The 17,894-nt window shown below is 30.1% G+C and carries 14 protein-coding genes; 4 read left to right on the forward strand and 10 right to left on the reverse strand.

Annotated elements, in window-relative coordinates; translation table 11 throughout:
* The first annotated feature begins 74 nt into the window (after positions 1-74).
* The gene (gene gltX / locus AB6T46_RS04355) at positions 75-1,502 is read left to right on the forward strand and encodes a glutamate--tRNA ligase (RefSeq protein WP_370930936.1); all 1,428 of its coding nucleotides are present in this window, start codon (positions 75-77) and stop codon (positions 1,500-1,502) included.
* A gap of 73 nt (positions 1,503-1,575) precedes the next feature.
* Positions 1,576-2,865 carry a citrate synthase gene (gltA, locus tag AB6T46_RS04360; RefSeq protein ID WP_370930937.1) on the forward strand — a complete coding sequence of 430 codons (1,290 nt, stop codon included), beginning with the start codon at positions 1,576-1,578 and terminating at the stop codon, positions 2,863-2,865.
* Positions 2,866-3,422: 557 nt separating this feature from the next.
* Here the strand turns inward: gltA and fabZ are convergent.
* The 9 genes from fabZ to rpsB all read right to left on the reverse strand — a co-directional run bounded on the left by fabZ (position 3,423) and on the right by rpsB (position 14,254).
* The gene (fabZ, locus tag AB6T46_RS04365; protein ID WP_370930938.1) at positions 3,423-3,890 is read right to left on the reverse strand and encodes a 3-hydroxyacyl-ACP dehydratase FabZ; all 468 of its coding nucleotides are present in this window, start codon (positions 3,888-3,890) and stop codon (positions 3,423-3,425) included.
* Positions 3,891-3,955: 65 nt separating this feature from the next.
* Entirely contained in the window at positions 3,956-6,268 is a 2,313-nt protein-coding gene (gene bamA / locus AB6T46_RS04370; RefSeq protein ID WP_370930939.1) for an outer membrane protein assembly factor BamA, read from the reverse strand.
* Between the two features lie 175 nt (positions 6,269-6,443).
* Positions 6,444-7,226, reverse strand: a complete 783-nt coding sequence (locus tag AB6T46_RS04375) for a phosphatidate cytidylyltransferase (RefSeq protein ID WP_370930940.1) — start codon at positions 7,224-7,226, stop codon at positions 6,444-6,446.
* A 10-nt stretch (positions 7,227-7,236) separates the two neighbouring features.
* Complete coding sequence (locus tag AB6T46_RS04380) at positions 7,237-7,932, reverse strand: isoprenyl transferase (RefSeq protein WP_370930941.1); 696 nt, start codon at positions 7,930-7,932, stop codon at positions 7,237-7,239.
* Between the two features lie 19 nt (positions 7,933-7,951).
* Positions 7,952-8,512: a ribosome recycling factor gene (frr, locus tag AB6T46_RS04385; protein WP_370930942.1), complete on the reverse strand. Its 561-nt coding sequence runs from the start codon at positions 8,510-8,512 to the stop codon at positions 7,952-7,954.
* A complete protein-coding gene (gene pyrH, locus AB6T46_RS04390; protein WP_370930943.1) occupies positions 8,505-9,236 on the reverse strand; it encodes a UMP kinase in 732 nt (243 codons plus the stop codon). Before pyrH ends, frr begins: the two co-directional genes overlap by 8 nt.
* A 732-nt stretch (positions 9,237-9,968) precedes the next feature.
* Complete coding sequence (locus tag AB6T46_RS04395; protein WP_370930944.1) at positions 9,969-11,576, reverse strand: ATP-binding cassette domain-containing protein; 1,608 nt, start codon at positions 11,574-11,576, stop codon at positions 9,969-9,971.
* Between the two features lie 912 nt (positions 11,577-12,488).
* Positions 12,489-13,412: a translation elongation factor Ts gene (tsf, locus tag AB6T46_RS04400; RefSeq protein ID WP_370930945.1), complete on the reverse strand. Its 924-nt coding sequence runs from the start codon at positions 13,410-13,412 to the stop codon at positions 12,489-12,491.
* 44 nt (positions 13,413-13,456) lie between these two features.
* Positions 13,457-14,254 (reverse strand): 30S ribosomal protein S2, encoded by a 798-nt coding sequence (gene rpsB, locus AB6T46_RS04405; RefSeq protein ID WP_370930946.1) that lies wholly within the window; start codon positions 14,252-14,254, stop codon positions 13,457-13,459.
* Positions 14,255-14,464: 210 nt separating this feature from the next.
* Here rpsB and AB6T46_RS04410 point away from each other — a divergent pair, with 210 nt between their 5' ends.
* Positions 14,465-14,947 (forward strand): RidA family protein, encoded by a 483-nt coding sequence (locus AB6T46_RS04410; protein WP_370930947.1) that lies wholly within the window; start codon positions 14,465-14,467, stop codon positions 14,945-14,947.
* Positions 14,934-15,353, forward strand: coding sequence for an HIT family protein (locus AB6T46_RS04415; protein ID WP_370930948.1), 420 nt, complete (start codon positions 14,934-14,936; stop codon positions 15,351-15,353). The genes AB6T46_RS04410 and AB6T46_RS04415 overlap by 14 nt, the downstream gene beginning before the upstream one ends.
* Positions 15,354-15,383: 30 nt before the next feature.
* On the opposite strand, the gene clpA is transcribed toward AB6T46_RS04415, so the two are convergent.
* Positions 15,384-17,831, reverse strand: coding sequence for an ATP-dependent Clp protease ATP-binding subunit ClpA (clpA, locus tag AB6T46_RS04420; RefSeq protein WP_370930949.1), 2,448 nt, complete (start codon positions 17,829-17,831; stop codon positions 15,384-15,386).
* Between the last annotated feature and the right edge of the window lie 63 nt (positions 17,832-17,894).

Below are 17,894 nucleotides of genomic sequence, written 5' to 3' on the forward strand. Positions count from 1 at the left end.
CGGCTATATTCTATTGCTATTACATAATTTTATTAAATTATTTAATTATCATATTTTATCATTTGGAGCCATATATGCCAACTTCTAAAAATGTTATTACACGTTTTGCCCCTTCCCCAACTGGCTTTTTACATATTGGAGGAGCACGGACAGCCTTATTTAATTGGCTATACACAAAACATGTTAATGGTAAATTTTTACTTAGAATTGAAGATACAGATCAAAAAAGATCAACTCAGCCCGCAATTAACGCTATTATAGATGGTCTAAATTGGCTAGGTATCTGTTATGATGATCAAATTATCTATCAATCACAACGTATAGCTCGTCATCAAGAAGTTGCGATGGAATTATTAAAGACAGGAAAAGCATATTATTGCTATACCACAGCTGAAGAACTACAAGAATTAAGGAACAATAATCAAACAAAAAAACATCCTAACAAATGGCGAAACTCCTCTGAAACACCACCTAAAGATATTAAACCTACCATTAGAATTAAAGCCCCTACAACCGGCTTCATAACACTTAATGACGAAGTGCTAGGAACTATTCAATTTCCATGTGAAGATCTAGACGATTTTGTAATATTACGTTCTGACGGTACTCCAACATATATGTTAGCAGCTGTTGTAGATGATCATGATATGCAAATAACAAACATTATTAGAGGTGATGATCATTTAACCAATGCAGCTAAGCAAATAATAATTTATAACGCATTACAATGGCAAATTCCTAAAATGGCACATATACCATTAATTTTAGGAGAAGATGGTAGTAAATTATCTAAAAGGCACGGCGCATTAGGTGTGGATATCTATCAAAAAATGGGCTATCTTCCAGAAGCATTACGAAATTATTTAGCACGGCTAGGATGGAGTCATGGAAATGATGAAATTATAGCAACCAATAAATTAATTGAATGGTTCGATGTAAAAGATATAAATAAAAGTTCTTCAAGATTTGATTTTAAAAAATTAGAAGCAATAAATAGTCATTATATAAAAATAATGGATAATGAAGAATTATTAAACGAAATATTAAAATTATTACCATTGATAGATGATATTGATGTTATAAAAAATAATTTAACAGATGAAACTAAAAATATGTTACTATTAGCCCTCACTCCGTTAAAGGAAAGAGCAAAAACTTTATTAGATATAATAAATTCTGCTAAATTTATCTTTAAAAAGTTACCATTGGAAGTTACCGAAAAATCCAAAGAGATGCTAACCGACTTTAATAAAGATATTTTTAAAGACCTAATAAATATTTTTACTAATATAGAAGATTGGAATAAAAAAAACTTAGAAGAAGTTATAAAAACATATCTTAATGATAATAATTTAAAATTTGCTCAAATAGGACCATGCGTAAGAATAGCATTGACCGGTGATTATAATTCAATTTCAATTTATGATTTATTAATCATATTAGGTAAACAAGAATCAATAAAACGATTAAACTCACAATTAGATAAGCAAATAGTCAGTTGACCTAATAAAAGATAATCGTTATAAAATAACAGTTTTAAAATTAAAACAAAATATTATATCCAAGGAGGCAAAAATGTCTGATAATAAAGCCATACTAACAGTAAATGGTAAATCTATTGAATTACCAATATATTCCGGTACTCTAGGCCCTGATGTTATTGATATTTCATCACTTTACAAACAATCCGGACTTTTTACCTATGATGTTGGCTTTTTATCTACTGCAGCTTGCGAATCTAAGATTACATTTATAGATGGTAATAAAGGTGTTCTATTATATAGAGGATACCCTATTGAACAATTAGCTGAAAAAGGTGATTTCCTTGAAACTTGCTATTTATTATTACAGGGTGAATTACCTAATAAACAACAAAAAGAAGAATTTAATCATCATGTAACACATCATACTATGCTACATGAGCAAATGATTAAATTCTTCTCTGGATTCAGAAGAGATGCTCATCCAATGGCAATTATGGTAGCCGCTATGGGTGCATTATCAGCATTTTATAATGATTCAACTGATATTTCTGATCCTGAGCAACGTTGGCTGGCTTCAATACGTTTGATAGCAAAAGTCCCTACTATAGCGGCTATGACCTATAAATATCATTTAGGACAACCTTTTGTTTACCCTAACAACAATTTAGATTTTGCATCTAATTTCTTAAATATGTGTTTTTCAGTACCTTCTGCTGAGTATAAAATTAACCCTATATTATCCAGAGCTATTGATCGTATTTTCGTGCTACATGCAGACCATGAGCAAAATGCATCAACATCTACCGTAAGGCTTGCTGGCTCTTCAGGGGCTAATCCTTTTGCTTGTATTGCTGCTGGTGTTGCTTGTTTATGGGGTCCTTCACACGGAGGAGCCAATGAAGCTAATTTAAATATGTTAAAAGAAATCGGCTCTGTAGACCGTATTCCAGAATATATTGCTAGAGCAAAAGATAAAAATGATCCTTTCAGATTAATGGGTTTTGGACATAGAGTATATAAAAATTACGATCCACGTGGCAAAATTATGCAACAAACTTGCCACGAAGTACTTGCAGAACTAGATATGAAAGATGATCCATTATTGCAAGTTGCTATGGAATTAGAACGTATAGCACTGAATGATGAATATTTTATAGAGAAAAAATTATATCCAAATATAGATTTCTATTCTGGTATAACTTTAAGAGCGCTAGGTTTTCCACCTGAAATGTTTACCGTACTATTTGCTTTAGCAAGATCAGTAGGCTGGGTAGCACAATGGAAAGAAATGATTGAAGATCCAAATCAAAAAATTGGGCGTCCACGTCAGTTATATAATGGTTATCAACAAAGAGATTATAAGTCGCTAGATCAGCGCTAATAACTATAAATAAACAGATATGAATTAGTTAAATAACTATTCATATCTGTTTAGCATTATCAATAACTCATATAAATATTAATTTAGTAATCTTTAAGTTATACAATGAGACATTATTAATATTTACCGCAGGCTAGATAAATCAAAATAAGATAATTATTAGTTTCAACTTAAGCAAGCTAAACCAACATCATAACTTGATAAATATTATAATAATTATATTTTAATAAATTGATTTATCTATTCTTAATAATAACTTTAGTATCATTAGATACCAGTAAATATATTGTATGAATATAGATTGTATTTAGATAAGTACAAATTTAATATTTATCAAAAATCATGATAATTGATAAATATAGTAAACTCAAATTATTAAAAATATCTATCTATGCTTAATAATAGATTTAATATCATTATGTACTAATAATATCTCACATTAATATAGATTTTATTTAAATAAAATATAAAATTATTTATTTTAAACTTTATTACCTATATAAACAATTATATAGGTAATAAAGAAAAATTAGAATAAATTGACTATATTAAAATTATTATTTTTCTTCTTGCGGCATTACCATAGCAGCAATTTCAGCTTCTGCAGCTAATTGCTGTTCTACCTCTGCTCTACAGCTAAATTTTATCATCGTCCCACGTTGCCTTAATTTTTTTACATGGATATATAATTGATCACCTGGTACAACTGGACGCCGAAATTTTACTTTATCGATAGTCATAAAATATACTAAGCTTGGCTGTTCTGTTGCAGCCTCTAATAAAGTAATGGCCCCTGCTGTTTGAGCCATAGCTTCTACAATTAATACTCCTGGCATAATCGGATGCCCTGGAAAGTGACCTAAAAAATGAGGCTCATTAAAAGTAACATTTTTAATACCTGTAGCAGATTCACTACCTTGTATATCAATAATTTTATCAACCAATAAAAAAGGGTATCTATGTGGTAAAAGAGATAAAATCTTATTAATATCCACTGAATTAATTATATTTTTTTCTATAGCCATACTTTATCCTTAAATCACTAAATAAAACCAATCTATTAATTAATCTTGATAACTAAATTATTATATTAAAAATGGTTAGATATTCCAATACTCATAACCCTAACGCTATCAGTATCTCTTTTTCTCAATGGCCACGCCCAATCAATTCTAAAAGGACCAAATGGACCATGCCAAATAATACTAAAACCAGTTGAAACTCGCAAAAAGCTATCTAAAGATAATAAAGGATTTTCCTTAGTAGAAGGGTAAGGATTCCCAAATAATGAAGCTGAATCCACAAACACGGCACCTCTTAAATTCAATAGGTCAGCAACATAAGGAATAGGAAAATCTAACTCTCCAGTTGCGTGAAAATAAGTTGTTCCACCTAAATGGCTATTTTCTTGAACAGGACCAATACCACCAAAGTCAAAACCACGAATAATAGAAGTATTATTCTTAAATAAATCAAATATCCTAACACCTTTTGAAGATAAAGGAGCAACAAACCCAGCGCCAGCTTTCACCATAGCAATTATATCCGCTGTAGGTGAAAGAGTTTTAAAGTAATTAGCTTTAACCGTAGTTTTTAAAAATTGAGCATTACCACCTAAACCGGCTAATTCTTGTTGCCAGCGCAGATAAGTTCCTTCACGTGGTAAAACGAAATTATCAATTGTGCTGCGAGTTAAAGCATAACTTACAGATGAACGATACCAAGGACTATTATCAATTGCCTCTCTCATAGCGGGAGAAGATTGCTGCTGACCAACAGCGGTGTATGATTCTCTAGCTAATATATAAGAAACACTTCCCGATACATTTTCACTAACAGGAAAACTAACAGATGGACTTAAAGCTAGTTGAGTTTGTCTAGTATTAGACTGTACTACAGTAGAACCAGATAGAGATACACGACCACTCATAGGTGTACCCCATAAACGCGATTTATTATAGGATAGATTACCATTAAAGGAATAATTTAACCCGCCGCCAATAGAAAGAGATGCACCTTCACCGCGTCCTAAAAAATTACTTTGTGATATAGAACCTTGGAAGTTAGCACCACCCGCAGCACCACCGGTTACGTACCCAGCCGATGCTGAAATTTGACCAGTCGGCTGCTCTACTACAGTAACTATAACATTAACGCGATCATGTTTATTAGTCTGCCCTAGAGAGATTTCTACATTACTAAAGAAACCTAGATGAAGTAAGCGTTGACGTATAGATAACCAAGAAGCACGATTAAAAGCATCGCCTTCATTCACCGTAAACTCTTGGCGAATAACCCATTCACGGGTTTTTGTATTACCTCTAACTACGATACGATTTATATAAATTGGTGCACCCTGCACAAGCTGGTAAGATACATCTATAGTGTTATTTTCTAAATTTCTTTTAGTGCTCTGATTAATGGTAGCAAAGGGATGTCCATGACGAAGTAAATAATTATTCATTGCCAATTGGCTAAACTCTAATTGACGAGAATCAAAAACATCACCTTCATGAATATCAATTTTAGATCTCAACGCCTCAACATCAATACCTGAAATAAAATTATTTATTAAAACTTTACCAAAAGTATATTTTTTACCTTCCTCTAAATGGTAAGTTAGCACATATTTATTGGTTTCAGGATCAAAATGTTTCTCAACAGAATCCACATAAAAATCTGCGTAACCCCTCTGTTGATAAAATAATTGTAAAAGTTGCTTATCAACTTCAGTTTTTTCTTTAGTATAAACATCATCTTTCTTTAAAAAAGACAAAAAACCAGTTGATTTACTTATTATTACATCTTTTAATTGATTATCTGGAAAACTATGATTTCCAACAAATAATATTTTACCAACTCTAGCTTGTATACCTTCTTCTATTGAAACTACTAGATTTATATTACCTGGAGATACAGAAACTGGACGTATCTGAACTATCACATCTCCATAACCTTGTTTTTCATAATAATTTTTGATTGCTTGTTCATCTAAGGCCGCAGAATAAGCATTATAAGTACGACCTCTTTGTAAACTCATTACTGGTATTAAAACATTATCTTTTTGTAAGGAATTGCCTTCAAAAATAACCTTATTTATAGCATTTTGTTCGGTAACATTAACTAATAAAGTGTTATTATTTATCGCGATATTAACATTAGAGAAAAAACCCTGAGAGAATAATTTTTTAACAGCGATATTTATATCATCTCCGGTAATATCATCACCAACTTTAAATGGCAACAAATTAACAATTAATTGACTTCCGATAGAATGGTTACCTTCTATCTTAATTTTATCAATTACTTCAGCATTAACCGAATTTATGCTATATATTGTTGATAAAAATAAAAACAACAAAGCTGATTTTTTTTTAAGAAAATTTTGGTTTTTAACTCTCATTTTATCTCTACACTCAAAAATTACTTAGTTAATATAAACTAACTCAATCAATATTTAAATCATTTGTTGTACTTTATTAACTATTTACACTAATAACACACCTATATTTCATATATATAGCATTTCTTTGAAATGACGATAGAAATTTTAAAAATAATATTAAGCAAAGCTAATTTTATAAAGGACTAAAATTAGGAAAACTAATTTTTAATAAATATAATATTAAAGCAGCCACTATAAGCCCATCAAATCTATCCATAAATCCTCCGTGTCCAGGAAGTAAATTACTAGAATCCTTTACACGAAAATATCTTTTAATAGCAGATTCACCTATATCACCTACTTGGACAAAGAAAGATAAAATTACGGCTAGCCAAATTAAATTTAAATATAATGAATTACAATAAAAATAAGAAAATAATATAGCAATTATTACACTAAATAAAAAACTACCTATAGAACCAGAAATAGTCTTATTAGGAGATAAATAAGGAGCTAACTTCTTACCTCCAATAGCTTTTCCAAATATATAACCGCCTATATCACTAGCCCAAACGACTAAAAATAAATATAAAATCAAGTAAATATTACCATCACTTCCAACCCTTAATAAAGCTAAGGAAACCATAGGCAGAGCTGCATATAATAAACCAAATGCACTCCAGTAACGAGAGTTAACAAAGCCATAAATCAATAACAATAAAAAGCAGAAAAAAATAACAGCAAATACATAATTACTAAAATAAAAACTAGTAACTACTAATAGATACAAGCAAAGTGATAAAATAAATTCTTGTTTATCTTTTAAAACTTGTGTGATAGCTAACCACTCATAAAAAATAAACCCACCAATTATAAAACAAAAAGCGGTAAAATATATACCCCCCAAATAAATATTACTTAAAGTAATAATAACAAGGAGCAAACCAACCAAACTACGAAGTTGAAAATTAGACATGTCATTTCCTTTAAGTAATTGCACCGAAACGACGATTTCTTGACCGATAAGAATCGATAGCTAACTCTAATTCTTGCAAATTAAAATCAGGCCAATAGCAAGAAGAGAAAAAAAATTCAGAATAAGCAGCCTGCCACAATAAAAAATTAGACAAACGCATCTCGCCACTAGTACGAATAATTAAATCTGGATCTGGGATAAAATGAGTATCTAAATAACCATTAACCAACTTTTCTGAAATATCTTCTATTTTAATTACTTTAGACTCTATTTGATAGCAAATTTTTTTCATAGCTCTAACTATTTCATTCCTAGCACCATAGTTAAAAGCAATAACAAGATTTAAACCAGTGTTATCAGCTGTCACACGCTCGCTATGAGTGAGTAAATCTAATATATCGGCGGATAAAGAAGTTCTATCACCAATAATATGAATGCGAATATTCTCTTCTTTAATCTTTGATAATTGATTTTTCACAAACTGATGTAATAAAGCAAAAAGATCCTCTATTTCTTCAGATGGTCTTAACCAATTTTCAGAAGAAAAAGCAAAAAGAGTTAACCATTCAATTGACAATTCACGAACATTAGTTATCAAACTAGACAAAGCATTAGAACCAGCCTCATGACCTGCGGCGCGCGACAAACCTCTCTCGGTAGCCCAACGACCATTACCATCCATAATAATAGCTATATGTTTAGGCATTGAAAGCAATATATTATCCTCATATTTGCATAATTTCTTTTTCTTTGACCGCAAGAAGATTATCAACTTTATCTATCATATCATCGGTAAGTTTCTGAATTTTTTCACATGCAATATGTACATCATCTTTACTTAAAGTGGAGTCTTTTTCTAATTTTTTAAAATGATCAATTCCATCTCTCCGCACATGACGAATCGCAACACGGCTATTTTCAGCATATTGACCAGCTATTTTTACGAGCTCTTTACGTCTTTGCTCATTTAACTCAGGTAAAGGTAAACGTAATAACGTGCCATCGACAATAGGATTTAACCCTAAAGAAGATTCTCTAATAGCTTTTTCTACCGCTACAACCATAGATTTATCCCACACAGAAACAGATAAAAGTCTAGGTTCTGGAACAGAAATATTAGCCACTTGGTTTAAAGGTACTTTAGACCCGTAAGAATCAACCATAATAGGATCCAATAAATTAACAGAAGCACGCCCTGTACGTAAACCAGATAAATCATGTTTAAAAGAATCTAGAACACCGTTCATACGCTCTTCTAAAGATGATAAATTTAACAAATTATTCATTATGTTCTCCTACAATTTTAGTAAATCGCCCACGACCTTGTACTATATCTGATAATCCATTTTCAGATAAAATATTATATACTACAATAGGAATATTATTATCTTTTGCAAGACTTATAGCAGTACTATCCATTATAGTCAGATTTTGATCAATAACATCCATATATGTTAATTCATTATATCGAACAGCGTCTTTAGTTTTACGTGGATCTGATGAATAAACTCCATCAACCTGAGTTGCTTTTAATAATGCATCCGCACCTATTTCTGCCGCTCTTAAAGCAGCAGCGGTATCCGTAGTAAAGAAAGGATTACCAGTACCACCGGCAAAAATCACCACTTTTCCCTGCGACATATATTGAGTAGCTTTACGCTGAGAAAAACTTTCAGAAATTTGTGGCATAGCAATAGCTGATAAAACTACTGTATCAACCCCTAATTTTTGTAAAGAAGTACGCAATGCTAAAGAATTAATAGCTGTAGCAAGCATTCCCATATGATCTCCGGTAACTCTATCTCCTCCATGAGAAGCAACAGCAACACCACGGAATATATTCCCGCCTCCAATAACAACCGCTATTTCTACCCCTATTTTAGTAGCGAAAAGAATATCTCGAGCGATTTGATCTACCACAGAGACATCAATCCCAAAATTTTGTTTACCCATCAACGCCTCGCCAGAGGCTTTTAACAAGATTCTTTTATAAATAGCCTTAGTTTCCATAATGGACTTTCTTTGTAAATATTTTTTTATATAGATACACTAAACAGATCCTATTGTCACGTAGTCGAAATAATTTTTAATAAATATTTTAGCATATAAGTTAATAAATAAAATCATAGAAAAGATAAATCTTTCTTTTATAATAGCACATAAATTATAACACATTTGTTTTTTAGTTAAAATGAGTTAAATTTCCTTATTAAATATATTTTCTGCTCCTTATAAGGAGAAAACTAAAAAGAAAAAGATAAATCAAAAGCAACGGTAAATATCACTCAACGGTAAATATCTCTCAACGCTCAAATTAAAGATTTTTCCCTCTAATTACCAAAATGCGATAACAATCTAATTCTAATATTTATAAATTCGTTATTCCCCTCCCTATTATTAAACTTAAAGCTAAAATAAATTACTTAAACATATTTGTATGTTTAAGACAGCGAACAAAAAATTAAAACTATTAAAATTTTAAATTAATGCAAAATACTGCTAAAATCTTACCATCAAAATAGATATAAAAAGATTACGATATTTTCAGTATATAAAATTCTTAAATAACTAAGATATCTATATGTCGTTTTATAGGTACAGTATATAACATTTACCAAATATATTAATTTGCAATTATCACTTTTCAATAACTAACCAAGGTAAAATTACTCAACTAAAATGTATTTTTAAATTATGTTTATTTATAGATATCTATAAATAAACATAATCCATCAAACTATTTTAAAGCGTTATCATTTTAGAACTAAGAGATATTTCATAAGATGCGATATCTCTTATACGATCATCATGCGATACAATAATAATATTATTATCCTTAGCTAATTTTTTAAAAGTAGACATAATTTCTTCTACAGCCTCACTATCAAGTCCATTCGTTGGTTCATCAAATATCATAACTTTAGCATCATGATATAACATGCGAGCTATTCCTATACGTTGTGCTTGACCACCAGAGATATTATTACCATTTTCACCTAAGGTATTTTTTAATAAATTATCAATTTCTTTTTGACTAAATCCTGCTTTTTTTAAACAAACAAGTGCTTTTTCTTCATTGCATGTTCCTAAAGCTATATTTTCAAATAAAGAGCAATCAAAAATATCTACATTTTGATGTAAATAAAGAATTTCATTTTTTAAATATCCTGTAGTTAATTTTCCTTCATAAGGTTGTAATCCAGCTAACACCCTAGTTAAGGTTGATTTACCTTGTCCAGATGCACCAGAAATTAAAGTTATTCCTTTGTTAGAAATATTAATATCATTATAAATCAATTGATTTTTGCTAGATAATTTAACTTTTATATCTTGTAACTTAAATCCTTTTACATTTTTATCAAATGTATGATCTAACTTAAAGATATTTTCTGAAACTTTTATAAAGTTACATAATACCTTTGTTTCTGCCAATGAAGAAACAAAGCTAGTATAAGATTCTGATAAAGTTGTTAAAGGTACGATAAGCTGCATAAGCAATACATTAATAAGTACTATTAACGATACAAGTTCTGCTGTAGAACTACTTTTTAAAATTACATGATAATTTACGGTGAAAAATAAAAAAGCTAATAAAAAAGCTTGAACTACACCTAGAATAAACCAGCGTTTATTTATATTTAATACATTTAATTTAAAACTTTCCCAGCCATCAGATAATTTGCTAACCAACCATGGAGTTTTTTCAAAAGAGCGCAAAGATTCATGAGTTTTTACTCCTTCTGATAAAATTTTATAATTTTTAGCATAATCAATAGAAAGATTTTCTTCTAAAGAATGTATTTTTATAGAAAATACATAAGTAAAAAAGCAAAAGATTACCAATATAGTAAAAACTTGAATAGCTAATAATATACCAACCTTGTAATATATTATTAATATCATCATAACTCCTTCTATTATCGGAGGAACTATATTAAACAATAGTTGAGACATAGCCAATCTTATATTACCTATGCCACGATCAATAAAATTAATAGATTCACTTGAGGTAAATTTTTTAATTTCCTTGTCAGGAAGAGTATAATATTTTTCTAAAGAATATGAATATAATTTTTTTTGAATTTCCTGCTGAAAAGAACTATAAGAAAACTGTCTACCCGCTTCTAATATTCGAGCTAATGCCAATACTAAAGCATATAATAAAACTGCAGTTAATAAAATATTATAAGGCTTCAATGCCGCTTCAGCTATATTTGAAAATAATATAGGAAGTAGAACACGAGATAGACTAGTTAAAATAAATAATATAATAGTTACATAAAAGAATATTTTATAAGATACCGTTACTTTTTGCCATATTTTCTTAAATATTTTTAATAAATCTTTCATAAAATATTACCTCCCTCTAATTAATTTTATAGGTATACCTATAATTATTCACGGCAACTCTAGCTAGTTTAGCAAAAATTTATTTAAACATATAAAAAACCATTTAAGCTTTTCGAATTAAAAAATGTAATTTTTGATTATCATAAGATTCTATTTTTCTATAAAAAATAAAATATCTTCCTTTGTAAGTTTTTTAACAAATTATATTTTTACAAATATAATTTTCAAGGAAAAGCAGATTACTAAGTTTATGATAATTTTCTATACGTTGATCTGAAATAAATAAATATTTTTAAGCTAAAATAATCTTCATCAGATGGTAACTTACAATTCTAATAAAGCTTTGTTAGTTGCTTCTCATGAAAATTTATAAATGCTGTTCTACTAAAAAGTAGAATAGACTTTCTCAGATAAAAAGATACATGTACATGCTCCTAAAAAAGGAAATCAAAAAGATATCAATTACGTATACCAATCAACTCTAACATAAAATTTTAAACATGACAACTGAAACGCAATAATTGCCATTAAAACAATGAAAAAGATAAAAAAACCATAAAAAATAAATTATAACGCGTCTTTTAGACTATCCATCCTCCGCTGACTAGACTTCTATCTTTTCATAACAAGGAAAACCCTATGGTGATTAATTTTTAAACAATATTTATCTATCGTCTTCTATAAACGTCTTCTATAAAATAAAAGCTATTATAAGGGATGAAAATTTACCACAGAATAATTTTGCAACTTTTGCAATATTATTTTATATTTTGAATATTCTTAATAATCTTTTTAAAAATATCTAAAACCATTATTTTACGAACTGCAACTAAAACAAGGCTCAAGCTAGTTATAAATTAAAAAAAAACACTGTGCCAAAACACAGTGTTTTTATTCAAACTATTAATATAATTATTTTTTAACCATAGAAGCAACATCTTCAGCAAAATTTGTTACTTCTTTCTCAACGCCGTCACCTACAACAAAACGTTTGAAAGCCGTAATTTTTACTGGAGCATTAATTTTTTTCGACAATTCTTCTACTGCCTGACCTACAGTAAGATCTGAATTAATAACAAATGGTTGTGATAATAGAACTACTTCTGCAAAAAATTTGTTCATTCTACCTTCAACCATTTTTTCCGCAATATTATCAGCTTTACCAGATTGACGCGCCTGATCAAGATAAATAGCTCTCTCACGAGCAACTATCTCTGCATCTATTTCATCAGCAGTCACAGCTAAAGGATTAATAGCAGCAACATGCATGGCTACTTGACGACCAAAAACAAGAGCAGCTTCAGGATCTCCAGCTGTTTCCACAGCAACCAAGACACCAATTTTACCCATATTTTCAGAAGTAGCATTATGTACATAAGTAGCCACAACACCATTTTCAACTGTCAACTGAGTAGCACGACGCAAAATCATATTTTCACCAATAACAGCAACAGCTGAACGTAATGCTTCCGTCACATTTTCACTTGAATTAGGATAAGTAGCATTAGCTATAACGTCCACTGAACCTTCAGTAGATAAAGCAACGTTAGATATATCACGTACTATTTTTTGGAAATCTTCATTACGTGCAACGAAATCAGTTTCAGAGTTAATTTCTACCATTACCCCCTTATTACCTTCACGCGCAACACCTACAAGTCCTTCAGCAGCAGCACGACCTAATTTTTTATCAGCTCTAGCTATACCTTTTTTACGCAACCAATCTTCCGCAGCGGTCATATCACCATTAGATTCTATTAAGGCTGTTTTACAATCCATCATGCCTGCACCAGTTTTTTCACGCAAGCTCTTAACCTGAGAAGCAGAAATATTCATTTTGTCCTCTTTTCCTTGATAAAATATTAAATTATAAATTATAATTAAGCTTTATTTGGCTCTTCTATATTTGCTTCAGCTGCTATATTTGTCTCAGTTACATTTTCTAAAGGCAAATTTGCTTTAGCGCCTAAATCAACACCTGACATACCTTGTTGACGAGCTAAACCATCTAAAACAGCTTCTACTACAAGCTTACAATATAATTCTATTGAACGCGAAGCATCATCATTTCCAGGAATAGGATAATCAACTACAGAAGGATCAGAATTTGTATCAATAACAGCAATAACTGGAATAGACAAACGACGTGCTTCATTTATTGCGATCATTTCTTTATTTGTATCAATAACAAATAATAGATCTGGTGTAGAGCCCATATCTCTTATACCACCTAAATTAACATCTAATTTATCACGCTCACGGCCTAAATTTAATAATTCTTTTTTAGTAAGCCCTTGAGAATCACTAGCTAATAATTCATCTAAAGCACGTAACCGTTGAATAGAGTGAGAGATTGTTTTCCAGTTAGTTAACATACCACCTAACCAACGGGAATTAACATAATATTGTGCAGATTGTTTAGCAGATTCTGCGATAATAGATGCAGCCTGCCTTTTAGTACCTACAAACAACACACGACCACCTGCAGCAACCGTATCTGAAACTACTTTAAGCGCTTGATGCAATAAAGGAACTGTTTGTACTAAATCAATAATATGGACTTTATTACGAACACCATGAATATATGGCGCCATTTTTGGGTTCCAACGATGAGTTTGGTGACCAAAGTGAACACCAGCTTCTAATAAATCTTTTAACGTAAAATGTGGTAACGACATTAATCTTTCCTTTCCGGTTATATCTCCACGAACTATAAGGCAAAAGCCACCGGAGGTGTAAACACCAATATTCGTGTATGTGATAATTGTGCACTTTACACAATTTTAATTTTATTTACAAGAGTTTCCTAACAATTATAAAAATTTAATAACAAATTAACTATAGTTAGTTAATTTATGTTATGATTAAAAATTAAGAGGATTCTTGTAATGAGCAATATTCAACAAAATCTTAAAAACCTTAATATAGTAATTCCACAAGCTACTGTTGCTGTCGCTAATTATCAGCCTTATATCACTAGTGATAAATATTTATTTATTTCTGGACAATTACCTATGGTTGACGGAAAATTAAAATATAATGGCAAAGTAGGTCAAAATATATCGATAGAACAAGCAAGCGAAGCCGCAGCTTTATGCGCGATAAATGTTCTTGCACAAGCACAAGCAGCCTTAAATAATCTAAATAAAATTAAAAAATTAATTAAATTAACTATTTTTATAGCAACTAGCAATGATTTTACTCAACATTCCTACGTTGGTAATGGAGCTTCTGATTTATTTGTGAATATTCTAGGAGAAAAAGGTAAACACAGTCGCTCTGCTATAGGAGTTAACTCTCTACCATTTGATGCACCAGTGGAAATTGAAGCAATATTTGAAATAGAGAAAGAAAACAATGAAACAATATGATGATAATAATATTTTTGCTAAAATTTTACGCAAGGAATTGAAAGCAACTTTTGTTTGTGAAGATGAAAATATAGCGGTTATTATGGATGCTATGCCTCAAAGTAAAGGACATATGCTAGTGATCCCTAAAGTTAAAGCACGTAATATTTTGGATATTCCACCAGAATATCTACCTAATCTTATTTTACAAACTCAAAAAATTGCTAAAATTGCAAAAGACAAGCTTAATGCAGATGGAATATCTATTTTTCAATTTAATGAACCAGATGGAGGACAGACAGTATTCCATCTACATTTTCATGTTGTCCCACGCTATAAAAATATAGAACTAAAGACTCATGCTAGAACCTTTGCTGATCCAGATGAATTAGAAAATATAGCAAAAATAATCAGACAAGCTCTCTAAGCTATTAGATTGTAACATAATAGTATTATTTTAATTTATACTATTTTTACTTTCTGGTAGCATCCCTAATTTTAACAGAAAATCATTTCTGCCTGCATATTCTTTTGTTCTATTCTCTGACTCTAAATCTACCGTAAATCCTTTAGTAGTTGTATTTTTATCTAATTTTTTTTCTATAATACGTAATTTTAAACTATCTTTATTTAAACTAATAGAAACTAAACCACCTTCTTTTAATTTACCGAATAATATTTCTTCAGCTAAAGGTTTTTTAATATATTTTTGGATAACTCTAGCTAAAGGACGCGCGCCCATATTTTTATCATATCCTTTTATCGCTAACCAATTAATCGCTTCATTAGTTATATTAAAAGTTATCTTACGATCTATTAATTGTAATTCTAAATTATGTAAAAATTTCTTAACTATTTTTTTAACAATATCTGTCGTTAAACCACTAAAAGAAACAACAGCATCTAACCTATTACGAAACTCAGGTGAGAAAATATTTTTTATCTCTTCCAGAACGTTATTACTTCCTAGATGATTTCTAAAACCTATAGTTTCTTTTTCTAATTGCATTGCTCCAACATTAGAAGTCATTATTAAAATAACATTTCTAAAATCTATTGCTTTACCATTATGATCTGTTAATTTGCCGTTATCCATCACTTGTAATAAAATATTAAATAAATCACTATGAGCTTTTTCTATTTCATCTAATAATAATACGCAATGTGGTTGTTGATCTATAGCATCTGTTAATAATCCTCCCTGTTCAAATCCAACATAGCCTGGAGGTGCTCCTATTAATCTTGAAATAGAATGTCGTTCCATATATTCTGACATATCAAAACGAATGATAGGTAAACCAGATAACTGAGCTAAATTATTAGCTACTTCAGTTTTTCCTACACCTGTAGGTCCTACAAATAAATAACTACCTATTGGTTTGTTCGGGTCAGACAAACCAGCTTTTGACATTTTTAACGCCGTTGATAAAATATTTATCGCTGTATCTTGACCATAGATCAATTTTTTTAATTTATTCTCTAATTCAGCTAAATTTTCTTCATCGCTCTTAGAGAAAGCGTGTTGTGGTATTTTTGCAATGGTAGAAATTGTTAATTCTATATCTTTTTTAGTAATTATACTTTTACGATGCTCTGCTGCTAATAACATTTGCCTTGCACCAGTTTCATCTATAACATCCACTGCTTTATCTGGTAATTTTCTATTAACTATATATCTATCAGCAAGCATTACAGCTGCTTGTAAAGCCTCATCAGTATAATTAATTTTATGAAAATTTTCAAATAATGGTTTTAAACCTGTAACTATTTTTATGGTTTCTTCAACTGTTGGCTCCTTAACATCAATTTTTTGAAAACGTCTTACTAAAGCTGCATCTTTTTCAAAAAATTGCCTAAATTCTTTATAAGTAGTAGAGCCTATACATCTAATAGCTCCTGAAGCAAGAGCTGGTTTTAATAAGTTTGCTGCATCTAATGCGCCACCAGCGGTTGAACCAGCACCTATTATAGTATGAATTTCATCAATGAATAATACTGCGTGAGGATGATTTTCTAATTCTTTAACTATTTGTTTTAATTTCTCTTCAAAATCACCTCTATATTTAGTACCAGCTAATAATAACCCCATATCTAAAGAAAATATTACTGTATCTTTTAAACTCGCTGGTACTTTTTCTTCTACAATAAGTTTTGCTAAACCTTCAACTATAGCAGTTTTTCCAACACCAGGATCACCTACAAAAATAGGGTTATTTTTAGAACGTCGACATAAAACTTGAATAGTACGTTCAATTTCTTTTTCTCTTCCTATTAAAGGATCTATTCTACCTAACTTTACTCTTTCATTTAAATTAATACATGTAGCAGATAAAATCTCATAATTTTTTATTGGTTCCTCAGCTTTATCTAAGGGTTTGCTTTTTTCAACAGAATCATTCTGAGAGGGAAAAATAGAACCAAACATATCAAATTTCTTATAATTACTACTTATTTCCTTTTCATTTTCTATATCATGAGATTGTACTAAATAAGACATTACTTCATAAATAGTTAAATTTTGTTCTTTCAATAAAAAAGCAGCATAACTTTCAGATTCTGAAAAAATTGCCATTAATACATTTACCGAATTTACTAGCTTTAAACCCATTTGCGATTGTGATTGCATTACTGCTCTTTGGATTACTCGCTGAAATGCAGCCGTTGGTTTAGGCTCTTGTTTATAAGTTAACACAAAAACGGCTAACGATTCTTCTAAATATTTTTTAACATTATTAGTCAATTCTTCAATATCTACTTGGCAAAAAATTAAAGCAGCCATAACCTCTTCATTATTAAGCAAACTATAAAGTAAATGTTCTAAGGTAACATACTCATGTTTATAATCACTAGCTATCTGTAAAGTATGTTGCAAACTATTCTCTAAATGCGATGAAAATGGTGGCATAAAATTCCTCGTTTCTAAAATAGAAATAATATTATAGTAAAAGAATTTATTTATGCTTCTATG

Source organism: Bartonella sp. DGB1, from assembly GCF_041345015.1.
In the GTDB taxonomy this organism is placed as follows: Bacteria; Pseudomonadota; Alphaproteobacteria; order Rhizobiales; family Rhizobiaceae; genus DGB1.